Raw genomic sequence first — 17,632 nt, 5'->3', positions numbered from 1 at the left:
ATTCAACAAAGTGCCAATAATCATATAATAGCATAACAAACCCTTTTTGAGAGGATGGAATCTATTGAATACGCCCGCTTCACACTTTCTAGCTTATATGTATCGTCTCAAATATATCGAGCGCTGGAGCTTAATGCGCAATACGAATCGGGAATCCGTTGCCGAGCATTCCTTCCATGTAGCACTCACCGCTCATTTGCTATGTACGATCGCTAATGAGCAATTTCATCGGGGAATCAACACGGACAAAGTCGTAACGATGGCCTTATTCCATGACGCAACCGAAGTATTCACGGGAGATATCCCTACTCCAGTAAAGCACCATAATCCACGAATCTTAAATAACTTTAGAGAAATTGAGCAGCTTGCTGCCGATAGACTTCTTGACATGATCCCTGCACAGCTGCAAGCCGTTTATGAACCTTTATTAGGAGTAGGACAGCAGGACCCAGAACTTAAGAAGTACGTAAAGGCTGCTGATTTAATTGACGCCTATTTAAAATGCACGCTTGAACTCGCTACGGGTAATCGTGAATTTGCTGAAGCGAAGCGTCAAACCGAACAGAAAATGAAAGATCTCCAAATGGAAGAAGTGAACTATTTCCTTAATGTGTTTTTGCCAAGCTTCGAAATGACACTCGATGAAATGTCTAAGTCGGATTAGCATATAAACAAAACAAAAAGGCTAGCCTCGACTCGGCTCGGTTGTACAACCTGCCAGCGAGATAGCCTTCATTCATAAATGGTTAGTCATTAACCATTAAATAATGGATGAATTTTGCATCAGAACGAGCATACCGATGAAGAGAACGAACACGATGGAGCTAAATGTTACGATCTTCGAAATAGATGCTGTATCTGTCTGATTGTTTTTAGCTGCCTGCAAGGCAACCTTCATCTTCTTGCCCATAATGCCACTGAATGCAAACATCGCAAGCAATAGTACCGTTACAACTCCCATCCACACATGAGTAACGCCTGCTTTAGTCATCATGTAGCCGCCCGTAATAAATTGAACGACAAGAATATACTGAGCAATACGGTTACCCACGATCATCGTGGACAGCACGCCCTCTTGTGCACCAGGAGCAGCCTTCTTAAGCTTGTTTGCAAAAAATGGAGCTAGCCCGTAGAAACCGATCAAAGCCACTGCCATAAAGTGAATTGTCCAAAATACTGAAGCCATTGTTCCAAATCCTCCATTACCTCTATTTTATGTATATCTATGAATGAATCTTCCCGCAACGACAGGCGCTGGAGTAAAGAATCATCCTTTGTCTATGATTTATTATACTATACATTTGATATCAAAACATAGAAAAGAGTTGCCCGCACGCGAGCAACTCTAATAGGTTATCCCAAAATTTCACTATCCATTCACAACTTTAATAACATTACGAACGGATTCCGCTGATTTATCAAGTGCAGCCTTCTCTTCAGGAGTCAGCTCGATCTCAATAATTTTCTCGATTCCGTCTCCGCCCAGCACTGCCATAACGCCCATGAACAAGTTGTCATAGCCGTATTCACCTTCAAGCAATGCGATGACAGGAAGAACGCGCTTCTTATCTTTAAGGATAGCTTCAGTCATTTGTACAATAGATGCTGCAGGAGCATAGTAAGCACTGCCGTTACCAAGCAAGTTTACGATCTCACCGCCGCCAACACGTGTACGTGCTACGATTGCATCAATGCGTTCTTTCGGAAGAAGCTTCTCGATTGGTACCCCGCCAACGCTCGTGTAACGAACGAGTGGAACCATATCGTCGCCATGACCGCCAAGAACAACACCACGCACATCTTCAACAGATACATTAAGCTCTTGTGCGATAAACGTACAATAGCGAGCTGTATCCAATACACCGGATTGACCAATGACACGGTTTTTAGGGAAACCAAGCGTTTCGTTTGCTGCATATGTCATTGCATCTACTGGGTTACTCAAAAGAATAACATAAGAGTTAGGGCTGTATTTCTTTACATTCTCACAAACGGAACGGACAATTCCAGCATTGGTGTTAACCAAGTCATCGCGACTCATACCTGGTTTACGAGCGATACCTGCTGTAATAATAACTACATCAGAATCTCTCGTATCTTCATAGTTAGAAGTACCGATAATGTTGCTATCGAATCCTTGCACCGGGCCTGTTTCCAGCATATCCAATGCTTTTCCTTTTGTTGGGTTCTCCAACTGAGGAATATCTACTAGCACAACATCTCCAAGTTCCTTCTGTGCAAGCATCAATGCTGTAGTTGCTCCTGTGAATCCTGCACCTACTACTGTAATTTTCGCGCGACGAATTGCCATTTAATTATCCCCTTTACTTCAAGTTGCTGATGATTTGGTCAGCGAATGCTGAGCATTTGATTTCTGTAGCGCCTTCCATCAAGCGAGCGAAGTCATAGGTAACCGTCTTGTTATTGATTGCTGTAGCCATACCTGCATAGATAAGGTCAGCAGCTTCTTGCCAGCCCAAGTGCTCCAAGAGCATAACGCCGGACAAAATAACGGAACCAGGGTTAACTACATCAAGATCCGCATACTTCGGAGCTGTACCATGTGTAGCTTCGAAGATCGCATGACCTGTTACGTAGTTGATATTTGCTCCTGGAGCAATACCAATACCACCAACTTGTGCAGCCAAAGCATCGGACAAGTAGTCACCGTTCAAGTTCAATGTTGCGATAACATCAAAGTCTTTCGGGCGAGTCAATACTTGTTGAAGTGCGATATCAGCAATCGCATCTTTAACCAAGATTTTTCCTGCAGCAAGTGCTTCTTCTTGAGCTTTGTTAGCAGCTTCTGTGCCATGCTCGTCCTTAATGCGGTCGTACTGACCCCAAGTGAACGTCTTGTCAGCGAACTCTTCCTCTGCTACTTCATAGCCCCAGTTCTTGAAGGCACCTTCTGTGAACTTCATAATGTTGCCTTTATGAACGAATGTAACGCTCTTACGATCATGCTTGATTGCAAACTCTATCGCAGCACGAGCAAGACGCTTGGAACCTTCAGAAGATACTGGTTTCACACCAATACCAGATGTTTCAGGGAAACGGATCTTGTTCACACCAAGCTCGTCTTGCAAGAACTTGATCAATTTGTTCACATCTTCGGAACCAGAAGCGTACTCGATACCAGCATATATATCTTCTGTGTTCTCACGGAAAATAACCATATCAACCAGCTCAGGACGCTTAACTGGAGAAGGTACACCATCGAAATAACGTACTGGACGCAAGCAAGTGTACAAATCCAACTCTTGACGAAGTGCAACGTTCAAAGAACGAATACCACCACCGATTGGCGTTGTCAAAGGTCCTTTAATCGCAACAATATATTCACGAATTGCTTCTAACGTATCGTTAGGCAACCATTCGCCATATTCATTGAAAGCCTTTTCACCTGCAAATACTTCGTACCAAGCAAGCTTGCGCTCGCCGCCGTAAGCTTTCTCAACTGCAGCGTCCAATACACGCTTGGATGCGCGCCAAATGTCACGGCCTGTACCGTCTCCCTCGATAAATGGAATGATCGGTTGTGTTGGTACTTGCAACTTACCGTCTTTAATCGTAATTTTCTCGCCCTCTGTTGGTGCAGCAAACTTCTCCAATTGCAACATATATAGTTCCTCCTCAGAATAATGCTGAATGGTATAAATCCGCGTATATGACATACGCTGCGATGACGGGCACTACATCCTTATTGTAGCAACCCGCCATTTTCTATGACAAGCTAAATTATGAAATTTTTTGATACTTTAGATAAATTAACGTTCAGAAATCGGAATATAAGCTTGTGTTGACGGGCCAACATACTCGGCGCGCGGACGAATAATACGATTGTTCTCGTATTGTTCTAAAATGTGCGCTGTCCAGCCAGATGTGCGGCTGATTGCAAAGATTGGTGTAAACAAATCACGAGGGATACCAAGCATTGTGTAAACCGAAGCGGAGTAGAAGTCCACATTTGGTTTAAGTCCCTTTTGGCCCGTTACCAATTCTTCAATACGTACGCTCATCTCATACAAATCAAGATTGCCTTTTTCCTTACCAAGTTCCTCAGACATTTTCTGAAGATGCTTAGCACGCGGGTCTCCGTTCTTATATACACGGTGTCCGAAGCCCATAATCTTAGCTTTGTTGTCTAACTTGTCTTGAATGTAATCGTCTACATTTCTTGATTCGCCAATCTCTTCCAACATAACCATAACTGCTTCGTTCGCTCCACCATGCAACGGTCCTTTCAATGCACCGATTGCCGAAGTGATACCCGAATAAATATCGGACAAAGTGGCAACGGTTACACGACTTGCAAAAGTAGAAGCGTTCAATTCATGATCAGCATGCAGTACTAGCGCTTTATCCATTGCTTCAACTGCACGTGGCTCAGGCGCTTCGCCTAGCAATGTGTACAGAAAGTTGTAAGCAATAGACTTACCTGCTAACGGTGCAACTGGTTCTTTCCCTTCACGAATACGAGCATAAGCAGCTACGATGGTAGGTAGCTGAGCTTGAATCTTGATTGCTTTATTCAAGTTCGCTTCTGCACTCATGTCATTAGCACCGTCATCATACAGCGCTAATGCCGAAACAGCCGAACGAAGGACAGCCATTGTATTCGCTTCAGATGGGAACAATTTCAATTGCTCGATAACACCTGCTGGAACGGATGCATGATCACTTAGCTTCGCTTGGAGATCTTGAAGCTCTGCCTCATTTGGAAGCTTTCCATACCATAACAGATAAGCAACTTCTTCAAACGTAGCATGTTCAGCCAAATCATCAATATTGTAACCACGGTAGGTTAATACCCCGTCAATAATGGAGCTGATAGACGAAGCTGCTGCAACAATACCTTCTAGCCCTTTGGTTGCTGTCATAGCCCTCTCTCCTTTGCATCATACTTCTCTTTTGTGTACAACGTTCGACTGCATATTCGATTGTGCATAAGTATTTCTATGAAGTAATTAAACCTTCTAGTTAAATGATATAGGATATTGTCGGTTCTGTGAACGCAAAAAGGCAATTTTAGGGATAGAAATGCTTTATCACCTACATAAACGTATTTTTAAGGAACGAATCTAAAAACAGAAGAAATAGTTTATAAAACCCAACATATATTAAGTTAATCGCATTCTGAGCGTGCTAAACAACGAATATCAACCATATGAATGAAATACAGCGTCTGTTGCCGTTTTATAGAAAAGAATGAATTGGACTAGCATTCCAGAGGGGGCGTATCGTGGATACTAACATAACAAAAAGAGTCGTACGAGCTGTGATGGTTATGATCTTGATCATAGCTAGTATAGCTTTATGTACGCTGCTGCTGCCCTTGCTCTATCCGTTTTTGTTAGCATGGATCATCGCAGCACTGATGAATCCGATCGTAAACCTATTGGAAAATCGTCTTCGCTTCCCTAGGTGGTTGGCTGTCACACTTTCTTTATCAGTCTTTGTAACCTCATTGTTCACCGTGCTTGCTGCCGTGATCACACGCATCGTCAAAGAAATTATGACACTTACAGAGACGATTCAATTGTATTTACAAGCATGGCGTGAATTACTTCTCTCTCTTATGAATAATGAATATATCGTTTCGATAATCGATACACTTAGCATGCTGTACAAAGACAACCCTAACATTCAGAACACGATCAATACGAATATCTCCCGCACTGCCGAAACCGTCACTACTACCGTAACTGATCTCGTTACAAACATACTAAATGGCATTGTTACTCTATTATCACGCCTACCTAACATTGCAACGATTTCGGTCGTCGTATTATTAGCCGCTTTTTTTATAAGCAAAGATTGGAGGCACTGGCTTAATATCGTAACGGATTGGTTTCCCGATCAACTGCGCAAACCCGCCTATACCATATGGACGGACCTTAAAAAAGCACTATTGGGCTACTTACGTGCCCAATTCATCCTCATCTCCATAACAGCCGTCGTAATTACAATTGGGTTGCTGCTCTTAGGAGTACCCTATGCTGTTACAATTGGGCTATTAATTGGGTTAGTTGATCTACTCCCCTATCTCGGAGTCGGGGCAGTCATGGTGCCATGGATTATGTACAGTTTTATAACAGATCCTTCTTCTTTAGCTATTGGATTAACCATTCTCTATGCAATCGTACTTATAGCTAGACAAATTATAGAACCGAAAGTGCTTGCTTCCAGCATCGGACTCGATCCGCTTATGACCTTGGTCGCTATGTTTGTCGGGCTTAATTTATTCGGGGTGCTTGGTCTTATTATTGGGCCTGTCACGCTTATCCTGCTAACTGCCGTGCATCGAGCGCATGTATTTCGAGATGTTCGCAATTACATAATGATAGGGAGAAAATAGAGATAGGAATAAAAACAAAGCGAGTAGTTAATGCGGAAGCTGTCACTTCTACCAAGTTGATTGTAAAAACAAATCAAATCTAATTCTGAGTGTTTTTATACCAACTGCTGAACATCAAGAAACGCAATAGAACACGAATCCCACAACAGTTAAAAGTAGCTAGCCACCAATCATTGAATATGTTCGCACAACGTCACCTAATAAAAAAGAGCAAGGAAACATCGAAGCATCCAACACTTCGTCGTTCTCTTGCTCTTTTTTATGTTATTTTTTGAGAAAATAATGCTTGATACTGCGCAAGCACACCTTAAAGCTTGAGAAGTTTGAAGAGTTTATAGAGTTTGAGCCTAGATTGTGCGTTTGAGTTTGGTCTAATAAGCTCTAACGAACGCTATCTACGTTATTTTCTTGCAATCATCCATTTCCGAAATCTAACGGTTGTCATGGAGCTTATTTAAGCAAATTAAGCCTACATTTCAGCTAAATAGGTTAAATAAGCTCATTAGCAACCGTTAGATTATAAAATGAGCAATTAGGAGCCAAATAGCCTCCAAGGCAACCGTTAGCGTGAGCCAACATTAAGGTCACAACCAGTTCATCACATCACTACAGTAGTCATCACTAGTATCATCACTAATATCATCACTAGTATCATCACTAGTATCATCACTGTGTCGATGTCGTTACTACTGTCGCCACTAGTTCATTTTTAGATTAACCGCTAGTACCATTCACTATTTGTTAACGCAAAATATGAAAGTTTCCATTCTGCATCTTTTTCTCAATCCATTTCAACATGTAGTGTCTATAAATGGGACGAGTTAAAGGAAAAACCATTGTAAACCCGATCAAATCCGTTACAAAGCCAGGAGTCAGCAGTAAAATACCACCCAGCATGACGCAAAGTCCTTCCACTAGCTTGCGGCCAGGAATTTGTCCAGACTGCATCTGCTGCTGTGCATCCCCCCATACTTGCGCCGCTTCATGACGGGTAATAAGGACACCTATAATCGCCGTAACAATGACAAGCAGGAACGTATTCCATCCTCCTATTTGGCCGCTTACAAAAATAAATCCCCATATTTCCATCGCTGGAATTAGAGCGAGTAATAACAAGAACCACATATGCATTCACTCCCTATTTACCATTTCATGCTTCCATCTTCTTTTGCACAAGTTGCTGCAGCATAGACCACAATTCAGGCTGCTCACGACTCACTCGCTTTGGACGCCAATCACGTCCGATCCAAGCATGATCCGTACCGCCTTCGTAAAGAAGTTCTCCAATCGGCTCTGGCGACCATCCTGCTGTTTGTACCTGAGCAACTTGCTCTTCATTCAGTCTACACACAACCGATTGGAAGGACATACGAATCGTCCCCAACTGATCAAGTCTTGTAAACACAGCTACCCAATCATCATAATGAGCAGGACGCTTATAGCTGATGCGAAGATCAGTGACAGGAAACAAAAGCCCTTCTGCTTCAAGCTGCTTGTAGTCAACACCAAGTGCTCTTATCCATTCAGTACGTCCAACTTCAAACCAAGTTGCAACATTTCCATGGAAAACGACTGCCATTGCGTCCGTCTCCTGATAGCGAACCCGCATAGCCACACCAAACCAAGGATTTTTAGCGAGATGATCGATTTCGAGATGCATCAATTGCTGCTCTTCGTTTCTCATTTCCTACTCCCCCTAATGGAAAGTTAAGTTAACGATACAACAAAAGCAATGGCTGCGACACCATTGCTTTTGTAGATACTTCTATTTATAAATTAGTTGCAAGCTTGACCAATTTGCGTAACTTTCATCAAGTTCGTAGAACCTGCACAGCCAACTGGTACACCAGCTGTAATAACAACGAGGTCACCGTGTGCTACTAGACCAGTCTCAAGACCGCCTTTAACAGCTGTATCGAACATTTCGTCTGTCGTTTTAGCTGGCTCACCTTTAACAGGTACAACGCCCCATACCAAGGACATGCCGCGCATTACTTGCTCAGAAGCCGCTACAGCAACGATTGGGGCTTTCGGACGGTACTTGGATACCATACGAGCTGTGTAACCTGTTTGTGTAGATGTGATGATTGCTTTTGCATCAAGATCCAAAGCAGAGTTAGCAACTGCTTGACCGATTGCATCTGTAATTGTAGATTGCTGCTTCGAACTTTGACGAACGAAGATCTCACGGTACTCAAGCGCAGATTCTGCTTTCTCAGCGATGCGGGACATCGTAAGAACAGATTCTACTGGGTATTTACCAGCAGCTGTTTCACCAGACAACATGATTGCATCTGTTCCATCGAAAATAGCGTTAGCTACGTCAGAAGCTTCCGCACGTGTAGGACGTGGGTTGCGCTGCATGGAATCCAACATTTGTGTTGCTGTAATTACTGGTTTACCTGCCAAGTTACATTTCTCGATCATGCGCTTTTGCACTAGAGGAACTTCTTCAGCAGGGATCTCAACGCCGAGGTCACCACGAGCAACCATCAAACCGTCGGACAATTCAAGAATTTCATCCAAGTTGTCGACACCTTCTTGGTTCTCGATCTTGGAAATGATTTGGATGTGGTTCGCATTGTGCTCTTTAAGCAAGTTGCGAATTTCCATAACGTCGCTAGCTTTACGCACGAAAGAAGCAGCGATAAAGTCAACGTTTTGCTCGATACCGAAACGGATATCGTTAGCATCTTTCTCTGTAATACCTGGAAGAGAAATGCTTACGCCTGGAACGTTAACGCCTTTTTTGCTCTTGATTTGACCACCGTTAACGATCTTACATTTAATTTCTGTACCTTGAACTTCAACAACAGTCAATCCGATCAAACCGTCGTCGATCAAAATTGTAGAACCTACTTCAACATCACGCGGAAGATCAGCGTATGTAACCGATAGACGGTTCGCATCTCCCTCGATCTCTTCTGTTGTCAACGTAATGTACTGTTCTTCTACAAGCTCAATTGGTTCTACAGCCAATTTACCAGTACGAATTTCAGGACCTTTTGTGTCAAGCAAAATAGCAACAGTTTTGTTCAACTCTTGAGCTGCTTTACGAATATTGATGATACGATTGCCATGCTCCTCATAGTCACCATGGGAGAAGTTCAATCGTGCTACATTCATACCAGCCATAATAAGTTGTTTCAATTTGTCCAAAGGTTCGCTGGAAGGACCAATCGTACATACAATTTTAGTTTTGCGCATTATGAGTTTCCTCCAATTGTTCGGCTCTCTACTATCCACTTGATATATTTATTATAACAAGTTCACAACTATTTAATTTACTATACCTTGTCCATTTTGTATATGAAGATCGTCATATTTTTAAGTTTTACCAAATGAATACGCCGTTATGACTGTAAATTGTTAGTTAGGCTTGATCTAAATAGGTGAATCGACCAATAGAACGGAACTTTTCGTATCGATTTTCACGAAGCTCATCAGGTGTCATCGCCAGCAGTTCGGTTAGCTGTCTTACTAATGCATGCTTAACAGACTCCGCAGCCGTAGGAATATCCTTGTGTGCACCACCTTGCGGTTCTGGGATTACTTCTTCAATAATTCCCATCTCAAGCAGATCAGCAGCTGTAATCTTCATCGCTTCTGCAGCCTGATCCGCCTTCGAAGCGTCTTTCCACAAAATAGATGCCGCTCCATTCGGTGAAATAACCGAATAGATGGCATTCTCAAGCATCAACACTCGATTGCCTACACCAAGAGCAAGCGCTCCGCCGCTACCGCCTTCACCAATAACAACACAAATAATCGGCACACCCATCAGCATCATATCGCGCAAGTTACGGGCAATCGCTTCCGATTGTCCACGCTCTTCTGCGGTATTACCAGGATATGCACCTTTTGTATCGATAAACGTAATGATAGGACGCTTAAATTTATCAGCTTGCTGCATAAAGCGCAGCGCCTTCCGGAATCCTTCAGGATGAGGGCTTCCAAAAAATCGTGCTATGTTTTCTTTTGTATCTTTACCTCGTTGGTGGCCTATAACGGTTACGGGCATGCCATTCAGCTTCGCAATACCGCCGACGATAGCCAGATCATCCCCGAATAGTCGATCACCATGCAGCTCGATAAAGTCAGTAAAAATATGATTAACAAAATCCAGCGTCGTTGGACGCTGGTGATGTCTAGCCAGATGCATCTTCTGAGACGGTGAAATGCTCGAGTAGATCTCCTCTGCCAACTTAGCATGACGCTCTTCCAGTCGCGCAATCTCTTCGCTGAAGTCTATGTTCTTCTCTTCGCCAAAGCGCTTCAATTCTGCAATCTTCTGCTTCAATTCTGCTAGCGGTTGTTCAAATGGAAGCTCACTCGCCATTCGCCATCTCTCCTTTCACGGTATGAAGATCAATCAACTTCGTCAACGTTTGACGCATGTCTTTCCGTGGAACGACCATATCAACCTGACCGTGCTTCAAGTTAAATTCAGCAGTTTGGAAGTTGTCCGGCAGCTTTTGACGAATGGTTTGCTCAATAACAATTCGGCCTGCAAAACCAACAAGAGCCCCTGGCTCGGCCAAATTAATATCCCCCAACATAGCAAAGCTCGCAGAAACCCCTCCCATTGTAGGATCCGTAAATACGGATATGTAGAGTCCTCCACTTTCATGAAACTTCGCTAATGCTGCACTTGTCTTCGCCATCTGCATCAAGCTCAATATACTTTCCTGCATACGAGCTCCACCTGACGTAGAGAAAATGATAAGCGGATACTTCTTCTGCATCGCCATCTCGATCGCTCGAGTTATTTTCTCACCAACAACAGATCCCATACTACCACTGAAGAAGTCGAAGCTCATAACAGCAACGACAACAGGATATCCGCCAATCGTACCTTCACCGGAAATAACAGCTTCATTCAAGCCGGATTTAGCATGCTGCTGCTCCAGCTTCTTCGCATATCCCGGGAATTCGAGTGGATCTTCAGACACCATATTTGCTTCATATTCAAACAAACGACCATCATCTAAAGTCATCTGAATACGTTCCCATGCACTGAGACGAGCATGGTGTCCGCATTCCGAGCAGACTTTCAAGTTCTTTTCCAATTCCTTATGATATTGAATCGTGCCGCACTTGGCACACTTTGTCATCAATCCCTCAGGTATTTCACGCTTAGGACGATCGCTGTCATCTCGTATGGATGGAATCGTCGCGTATTTCTTCTTTTTGTGGAATAAGTCTTTGAACACTCATGACACCTCTTTAGGCTGATTTACGCTGCATGTAAACAACATCCACTAGGGCTTGTCCACGGAACGAATGCGCCCGATTGTAGGCAACAAAAAGCGGCTGTCTCAACAAAAATGACGTTCGTCAAGCAGCCGTATTATGCGTGCAAAATAGAGTTGAGCACTTCCTGCACTTCTTCCACTTCTCCGGAAGGTACGAGCACTTCGAATTGTTGTTTAGACATATGGACAGGGCGGACTTGTACAAGAAATCCTTCCTCCGTCAATCTGTTGTTAATTCTTTCAGCAATTTTAGCTGTCGGAGCGATGTAGATTACTGTCCACATTCGCGTGAGTACCTCCTCACGTTTGTTGCATGGTCATTAATGCACCTATGATAACATAGTGCCATTTTCATAGCAACAAAATCGAGCCTTCGTTACTATAGATTCTACACAATATTCCAGTTATTAGGGCGGAGTATTTTTAAAAAGAGCTGCTGCAATAAGCAAAAGTCAATGATGACTATCACACAATCTCATAGATTATGAATCTACTTTATCGTACTTGACAGCGTTCGGATCTTGGTGTGCAATCCGAGCAGATGCCGCCGCCGCAAGACCAGCTACGAGATCGTCAAGAAACACATGTATACCACTATGGTCATTATTCAACTGTCCCAATATACCTAGCTTGTTTTTATCCAAATATCCAAAGCTTGTCAGACCTATCATACCGAACATGCTCGTAATGCCCAATGCCAACGTCTCATCTACTCCATATAAGGACTCATCCGCTTCCAACATCGATTGCAGTGGCTCTGGCCATTGTTTGCGTTCTGCCATCATGTCCATGGCGATGCCTGTCATTAGCGTATATTGCACTTCCCGCTTGTGCAATACTGACTTCACGCTATCGAGGCACTGCTCCAATTCTAGTCGTGCATTGTAAGGCTTCTGCAGCTTATATACGATTTCTGCTATCGCTTCAAGTTTCACTCCACGCTGTTCCAACCATGATACGGTCATTGTATAATTCAAAAGGCACTCCCCCTGTCACACGATCCGCAGCCTTGTCTCTACACAAGGTGTAAAGACAATATATGCCGGAAGGTAGAAAATGGTGAGTGCCTTATAGAGGTTGTTCAAAAAGTCATCTTTTGATCACGAAGTGTCACAGAAAGTGAATTCGAAATTCAAAGTCTAGTGCTAGTCAGACAATGACATTGTAACGCAATAATAATCGTAACAGCTCAACTTGTATTACTTGACGCGCACACTGCCTTCTCCAAATAAGCTTTCAATGCGCTTAAACAGCTGCGGAGAAGGTTTCAGCGTATAGCTTCCGCTAAGAGCGCGAAGCTGCTGCTCGCGCTCGTAAAAGAGCACGGTCGGCAGCGTGCCATGATGCTCTTGAATGAGCGACTTCAGCTCATTCAAGAGCTCTGGCCGTTCGCATTCGGCCGTGATCTTAATGTACACGCGCTGGCCCTGCTTGGCGCGTGATGCGCCTGCGGCGCTTGCAGCGGCGGGCGGAGCGGCGCTTGCCGCTGGCGCACTAGCGCGTGGCGTATAGCCCGCGCTGGCAAGGCCATGGCCCTCGGCGGCTGAGGCGCTGCCGTTGGCGCGGGCAGTTGCTTCGCCGTGCGCTGCGCGCTCGCCTGCCGCTTGAGCGGAAGTGCTTGGCGCACGCGTATGGGCGCGATCCGCGCCACCGCGGCCGACTGCATCGCGACCGCCGGTGGCAGCCGCTGCGCGCTGCTGACGCGCACGCCGTGCCAACTGCGCCACGGCGTTCAAATCTAGCGGCGACACATCATGCGCCAATAGCTTGAAGCCCTCATCCTGCTGCTGGACTTTGGCACGCACCGCGATTAAAGCTCCCTTCGAAACAAGTGGCTGAGCACGCCTCCATACTTCAGGGAATAGCACAACCTCTACGCGCTCGATGCGATCCTCAAGCTCGATAAACGCCATCGGCTTACCCTTCTTCGTCATAATGCTTCGTTCCGATACAATCATGCCAACGACAACACATTCACTCTCATCTGGTGCATCATGCAAATCCACGATGCGATCCGCATCTGCTTCTCGCAGCAGTTCTACAAATTCATCAAGCGGATGACCCGACAAATATAGCCCGAGCAAATCCCGCTCCAGCTCCAACTGCTGACTCATTGTGAACGGCTGAATATCTGGATAATCGATCTGTCTGTTATTGACTTCTACAAAATCGAACATTTGAATTTGCAAGTCCTCACGCTGCTTGCGCCATTTCACTGCCGCTTCAAGCACTTCATCAAGAACAGCCAACAATTGAGCTCGATGCCCAGGCAATGAATCCATGGCTCCTGCTTGAATCAACGATTCAACAACACGACGATTGCACACACGCAAGTCGACACGGCGACAGAAATCCTGCAAATCTTCATAAGGCTGGTTGCGGCGCTCACGAATGATACTTTCAATTGCCTGCGTACCTACATTTTTAATAGCTGCTAAGCCAAAACGAATGGCACTATCCACAGGCGTAAACGTTACTTCACTTTCATTAATATCAGGAGGAAGCACCTCTAGCTGTGTGCGACGACAATCTTCAATATATTCAGCGACTTTGCGGTGATTGCCCATTTGAGCCGTTAGCATCGATGCCATAAACTCCGTTGGATAGTGGGCCTTCAAATAAGACGTTTGGAATGCTAGGACGCCATATGCCGCTGCATGGGCGCGTGGGAAACCGTAATCTGCAAATCGAACAATCATGTCATAAACACGATTGGCTTCTTCCATCGTGTACCCTAAAGTTAAGCTGCCTTTAACAAAGTGCTCACGCTCCTGATCAAGCACCTCTCGCTTCTTCTTGGATACCGCTCTGCGGAGCAAGTCCGCCTCTCCCAAAGAGAAGCCTGCCATCTTGGAGGCGATATGCATAATTTGTTCTTGATATACAATGATCCCGTACGTATCCTGCAAAATAGGCTCCAGATCAGGATGCGGATACTGTACAGGCTGTTTGCCATGCTTGCTCAAAATAAAGTTAGGAATAAACTCCATCGGACCAGGTCGATACAATGCTAATACCGATACAATATCTTCAAATACAGATGGCTTCAAATCTCGAAGCACACGGCGCACCCCAGCTGATTCTAATTGAAACAACCCTGTCGTCTCGCCTCTGCCTAGCAATTCATACGTCTTCGCGTCTTCGTCATTGACTCGATCAAGATCAAGGCTTTCTCCTGTCTTCGCCTTAATCCAATTCAACGTGCGTTCAATGATCGACAAAGTCCGTAAGCCTAGGAAATCCATCTTCAACAATCCGACTGCTTCTAGATGCTCCATGGAAAACTGCGTCAAAGGTACACGCTCTGTGCCTTCCTGAAGCGGCACATAATTCGTTAACGGTTCAGGGCCAATAATGACACCGGCAGCATGGGTGGAAGCATGTCGCGGCATGCCCTCTACCTTAAGTGCCATACTGATAAGATCATTAATACGAGTTTCCTTCTCCCGCCACTCCCGCAGTTCATTGCTGAGCGACAACGCCTTATCTAAGGTCATGCCAACGGCAGATGGAATCAGCTTGGCCGCCTTATCTGTCTCATGGTAGGGGACATCCAATACACGACCAACATCACGCACAGCAGCTCGAGCTGCCATCGTACCGAACGTTATTATTTGAGCAACATGATCTCTCCCATATTTCTCTGCGACATAGGCAATAACTTCATCACGACGCTCATCATTGAAGTCAATGTCGATATCAGGCATCGTAATGCGCTCTGGATTCAAAAATCGCTCAAACAATAACTTGTATTTTAACGGATCTACATTCGTAATTCGAAGCGTGTATGCAACCAAACTTCCAGCAGAAGATCCACGTCCAGGACCTGTCATAATGCCTTGCTCATGCGCAAAGCGAATGAAATCCCAAACAATTAGAAAATAATCCGAGAAGCCCATCGCATCAATTGTTTTCAACTCATAAGCAAGACGCTCTTGGGCTTGAAGTCGGAACTGTTCATCCTTCCATTCTGACAAGTGCTCATATCTAGCATGTAATCCCGCTTGGCACAACTCAGCCAAATAAGAAGAAGCCGTCATCTCGCTTGGGATTGGACTAAATTCAGGAAGCACATGTGTGCCCAGCTCAATCTCAACATTACACTGTTCAGCAATATCAGCCGTATTCGAGATCGCTTGCGGGACATGCGGAAACAGCTTCAACATATCCGAGCCAGATTTCATGTACATTTGATCAGAGGAGAAACGCAATCGTGCCTTTTCCTCCACCGTCTTGCCTGTACCGATACATATAAGCACATCCTGAACAGCGGCATCTGATTGTTCCATATAATGAACATCATTCGTTGCAACTAATGGAATGCCTAGCTCTTCACTAAGTGCAATGAGACCAATATTGACCTTCTTCTGATCAGGAAGCCCATGATCTTGCAGCTCCAAGTAGAAACCATCCTTAAATATATCTCGGTACGTCATCGCAACCTGGCGAGCCTCATCTATTCGATCATGCAGCACATGCTGTGCCACTTCACCGCCTAAGCACGCGCTTAAAGCGATAACACCTTCCGAATAGCGGTGCATCGTCTCTTTATCAATCCGAGGCTTATAATGGAAGCCTTCCAAGTGACCAATGCTGCACATACGCATCAAATTGCGATAACCTTCGTTATTTTTCGCCAGCAAAATCAAATGATAAATCGGCTGTTCCTTGCGTGTCCCACGATCCGATAACGTGCCAGCGGTAACGTATGCCTCCATACCAATAATGGGCTTAATTCCATGCTTGCGGCATGCCTTATAAAAGGCGATCGTGCCGTACATGACACCATGATCCGTGAGCGCCAGTGCCTTCATACCATAATCAGCTGCTCTCTTCGCCAATGCGTCAATACGGGCTGCCCCATCCAGCAGACTATATTCGCTGTGTACATGTAAATGCACGAACTGTTCCATGCCTTTTCACTCCATTTCATTTCAAAAATGCAATCTATATATGTTGATTTCATTCACTTCATCAACGTGCAACCGAACATACTTTCGTTCTTCATTGTATCATATTTTCCCGCCAAAGTTCTATATATGTAGTAAGAGGTTGTCCGCCTATCTACTGGGATAACGCACATCATTTCAACCTTCAATCCGTTCGAGAGGACGATTACAAAATGAGTCCATTTATGTCCAAAGCTATTATCGATTTTGGTATTGCACTAGGTGTTGTCATAGGCGGGTCCCTATTAGCAGGCATCGCAAGTGTACTTGCCCTACAATCTCCCATCGAAACGATGAGACAAGTTAGCGAGCACTTGAAAATATGGGCGATCGTCGCAGCTGTTGGCGGTACTATCGATCCGCTCCGCGTCATAGAAACGAATTTTTGGGTAGGGAATTTATACCCTGTATTCAAACAACTTATGTTTATATTAGTGTCCTTCCTAGGTGCACATATGGGGACCGAACTCATCCAATGGATATGCAGGGCCAGGGGGTGAGACTCATGCGACTACAGCGTTTATTTCAAGGAGCAGCTGTATTTATTGTAGGTGCTATCACAGGTGCTGCGGTATACCACAGTATATTTTTACATCAAATCGATGAACTCATCATGCGCAATCTCGACCTTCAAGACCGCCTCGCTCACTATAAAGCAGAAGCCGAGGCTTTATTGAAATATAAAAATCGCTCCACCGTAATCAAGAGCATTACGATGCACATCTATGAATCTGCTGATCAAAAAATGTCATCCTCTGACGAAACCGAACTGCGCAAGCGTCTACTAAAAGACTTGGACGGATTGAAGGGACGCAACGTCTATCAAATTGACGAATACGTTAAGCTCATTGAGGGATTGCTGACACGGAAGCTGTATACAGATGTGCATCATCAAAACTATGTCGTTACGTTGCGAACGATGCTGGTCACAGAAGGAGTACTGCATGTATGGGTAGATGTAAAGGCCGAGCTTCCCTCTCCAGGCTAATCATGTCGAACTGTATCGCTCACACCTAACATATGGTAAAATAAGTGCATTACCTATTAGCTGGAAGGAGCGTATTACT

16 protein-coding genes are annotated in these 17,632 nt (G+C 44.6%); 4 read left to right on the top strand and 12 right to left on the bottom strand.

The genetic code is table 11. The annotated features are described in order from the left end of the window. Positions 1 to 64 precede the first annotated feature (64 nt). Positions 65 to 664, top strand: a complete 600-nt coding sequence (yfbR, locus tag H580_RS0107580; RefSeq protein WP_028594245.1) for a 5'-deoxynucleotidase — start codon at positions 65 to 67, stop codon at positions 662 to 664. A gap of 96 nt (positions 665 to 760) precedes the next feature. On the opposite strand, the gene H580_RS0107575 is transcribed toward yfbR, so the two are convergent. The 4 genes from H580_RS0107575 to citZ form a co-directional block, all read right to left on the bottom strand. Further along, the gene (locus H580_RS0107575; RefSeq protein WP_028594244.1) at positions 761 to 1,186 is read right to left on the bottom strand and encodes a hypothetical protein; all 426 of its coding nucleotides are present in this window, start codon (positions 1,184 to 1,186) and stop codon (positions 761 to 763) included. A gap of 183 nt (positions 1,187 to 1,369) precedes the next feature. Continuing rightward, the gene (gene mdh / locus H580_RS0107570) at positions 1,370 to 2,311 is read right to left on the bottom strand and encodes a malate dehydrogenase (protein ID WP_028594243.1); all 942 of its coding nucleotides are present in this window, start codon (positions 2,309 to 2,311) and stop codon (positions 1,370 to 1,372) included. Positions 2,312 to 2,324: 13 nt separating this feature from the next. Continuing rightward, positions 2,325 to 3,623, bottom strand: a complete 1,299-nt coding sequence (gene icd, locus H580_RS0107565) for an NADP-dependent isocitrate dehydrogenase (RefSeq protein WP_028594242.1) — start codon at positions 3,621 to 3,623, stop codon at positions 2,325 to 2,327. Positions 3,624 to 3,770: 147 nt separating this feature from the next. After that, positions 3,771 to 4,883 (bottom strand): citrate synthase, encoded by a 1,113-nt coding sequence (gene citZ / locus H580_RS0107560; protein ID WP_028594241.1) that lies wholly within the window; start codon positions 4,881 to 4,883, stop codon positions 3,771 to 3,773. A gap of 362 nt (positions 4,884 to 5,245) precedes the next feature. Between citZ and ytvI the strand changes: the two genes are divergently transcribed. Beyond that, positions 5,246 to 6,361, top strand: a complete 1,116-nt coding sequence (ytvI, locus tag H580_RS0107555) for a sporulation integral membrane protein YtvI (RefSeq protein ID WP_028594240.1) — start codon at positions 5,246 to 5,248, stop codon at positions 6,359 to 6,361. A gap of 741 nt (positions 6,362 to 7,102) precedes the next feature. On the opposite strand, the gene H580_RS0107550 is transcribed toward ytvI, so the two are convergent. The 8 genes from H580_RS0107550 to H580_RS0107515 all read right to left on the bottom strand — a co-directional run bounded on the left by H580_RS0107550 (position 7,103) and on the right by H580_RS0107515 (position 16,529). Next, positions 7,103 to 7,492 (bottom strand): FxsA family protein, encoded by a 390-nt coding sequence (locus H580_RS0107550; protein WP_028594239.1) that lies wholly within the window; start codon positions 7,490 to 7,492, stop codon positions 7,103 to 7,105. 19 nt (positions 7,493 to 7,511) lie between these two features. After that, on the bottom strand, positions 7,512 to 8,045 hold the full coding sequence (locus H580_RS0107545) for an acyl-CoA thioesterase (RefSeq protein WP_245583517.1): 534 nt from the start codon (positions 8,043 to 8,045) through the stop codon (positions 7,512 to 7,514). A gap of 92 nt (positions 8,046 to 8,137) precedes the next feature. Next, positions 8,138 to 9,568 carry a pyruvate kinase gene (gene pyk / locus H580_RS0107540; RefSeq protein ID WP_028594237.1) on the bottom strand — a complete coding sequence of 477 codons (1,431 nt, stop codon included), beginning with the start codon at positions 9,566 to 9,568 and terminating at the stop codon, positions 8,138 to 8,140. A 166-nt stretch (positions 9,569 to 9,734) separates the two neighbouring features. After that, positions 9,735 to 10,700 carry an acetyl-CoA carboxylase carboxyltransferase subunit alpha gene (locus H580_RS0107535; protein WP_028594236.1) on the bottom strand — a complete coding sequence of 322 codons (966 nt, stop codon included), beginning with the start codon at positions 10,698 to 10,700 and terminating at the stop codon, positions 9,735 to 9,737. Beyond that, a complete protein-coding gene (accD, locus tag H580_RS0107530; protein WP_028594235.1) occupies positions 10,690 to 11,574 on the bottom strand; it encodes an acetyl-CoA carboxylase, carboxyltransferase subunit beta in 885 nt (294 codons plus the stop codon). The genes H580_RS0107535 and accD overlap by 11 nt, the downstream gene beginning before the upstream one ends. A gap of 137 nt (positions 11,575 to 11,711) precedes the next feature. After that, a complete protein-coding gene (locus tag H580_RS0107525; RefSeq protein WP_028594234.1) occupies positions 11,712 to 11,900 on the bottom strand; it encodes a hypothetical protein in 189 nt (62 codons plus the stop codon). Between the two features lie 198 nt (positions 11,901 to 12,098). After that, the gene (locus H580_RS0107520) at positions 12,099 to 12,593 is read right to left on the bottom strand and encodes a phosphatidylglycerophosphatase A family protein (RefSeq protein ID WP_028594233.1); all 495 of its coding nucleotides are present in this window, start codon (positions 12,591 to 12,593) and stop codon (positions 12,099 to 12,101) included. A 222-nt stretch (positions 12,594 to 12,815) separates the two neighbouring features. Continuing rightward, positions 12,816 to 16,529 carry a DNA polymerase III subunit alpha gene (locus H580_RS0107515; RefSeq protein WP_028594232.1) on the bottom strand — a complete coding sequence of 1,238 codons (3,714 nt, stop codon included), beginning with the start codon at positions 16,527 to 16,529 and terminating at the stop codon, positions 12,816 to 12,818. A 209-nt stretch (positions 16,530 to 16,738) separates the two neighbouring features. On the opposite strand from H580_RS0107515, the gene H580_RS0107510 reads away from it, so the two are divergent. Next, entirely contained in the window at positions 16,739 to 17,065 is a 327-nt protein-coding gene (locus tag H580_RS0107510) for a YtrH family sporulation protein (protein ID WP_028594231.1), read from the top strand. Between the two features lie 5 nt (positions 17,066 to 17,070). Next, positions 17,071 to 17,553 (top strand): sporulation membrane protein YtrI, encoded by a 483-nt coding sequence (locus H580_RS0107505; protein ID WP_028594230.1) that lies wholly within the window; start codon positions 17,071 to 17,073, stop codon positions 17,551 to 17,553. Positions 17,554 to 17,632 lie beyond the last annotated feature (79 nt).

The organism is Paenibacillus assamensis DSM 18201, assembly GCF_000422445.1.
GTDB lineage: Bacteria > Bacillota > Bacilli > Paenibacillales > Paenibacillaceae > Paenibacillus_B > Paenibacillus_B assamensis.
The sequence above is the reverse complement of the archived record's forward strand: the minus strand, read 5'-3'. Positions and strand labels throughout refer to the sequence as shown.

What these genes read in the sequence shown, in the direction of transcription:
- H580_RS0107575 (WP_028594244.1), bottom strand. Translation starts at nt 1,186, where the DNA reads ATGGCTTCAGTATTTTGGACAATTCACTTTATGGCAGTGGCTTTGATC.
- mdh (WP_028594243.1), bottom strand. Translation starts at nt 2,311, where the DNA reads ATGGCAATTCGTCGCGCGAAAATTACAGTAGTAGGTGCAGGATTCACA.
- icd (WP_028594242.1), bottom strand. Translation starts at nt 3,623, where the DNA reads ATGTTGCAATTGGAGAAGTTTGCTGCACCAACAGAGGGCGAGAAAATT.
- citZ (WP_028594241.1), bottom strand. Translation starts at nt 4,883, where the DNA reads ATGACAGCAACCAAAGGGCTAGAAGGTATTGTTGCAGCAGCTTCGTCT.
- H580_RS0107550 (WP_028594239.1), bottom strand. Translation starts at nt 7,492, where the DNA reads ATGCATATGTGGTTCTTGTTATTACTCGCTCTAATTCCAGCGATGGAA.
- H580_RS0107545 (WP_245583517.1), bottom strand. Translation starts at nt 8,045, where the DNA reads ATGAGAAACGAAGAGCAGCAATTGATGCATCTCGAAATCGATCATCTC.
- pyk (WP_028594237.1), bottom strand. Translation starts at nt 9,568, where the DNA reads ATGCGCAAAACTAAAATTGTATGTACGATTGGTCCTTCCAGCGAACCT.
- H580_RS0107535 (WP_028594236.1), bottom strand. Translation starts at nt 10,700, where the DNA reads ATGGCGAGTGAGCTTCCATTTGAACAACCGCTAGCAGAATTGAAGCAG.
- H580_RS0107525 (WP_028594234.1), bottom strand. Translation starts at nt 11,900, where the DNA reads ATGTGGACAGTAATCTACATCGCTCCGACAGCTAAAATTGCTGAAAGA.
- H580_RS0107515 (WP_028594232.1), bottom strand. Translation starts at nt 16,529, where the DNA reads ATGGAACAGTTCGTGCATTTACATGTACACAGCGAATATAGTCTGCTG.
- H580_RS0107510 (WP_028594231.1), top strand. Translation starts at nt 16,739, where the DNA reads ATGAGTCCATTTATGTCCAAAGCTATTATCGATTTTGGTATTGCACTA.
- H580_RS0107505 (WP_028594230.1), top strand. Translation starts at nt 17,071, where the DNA reads ATGCGACTACAGCGTTTATTTCAAGGAGCAGCTGTATTTATTGTAGGT.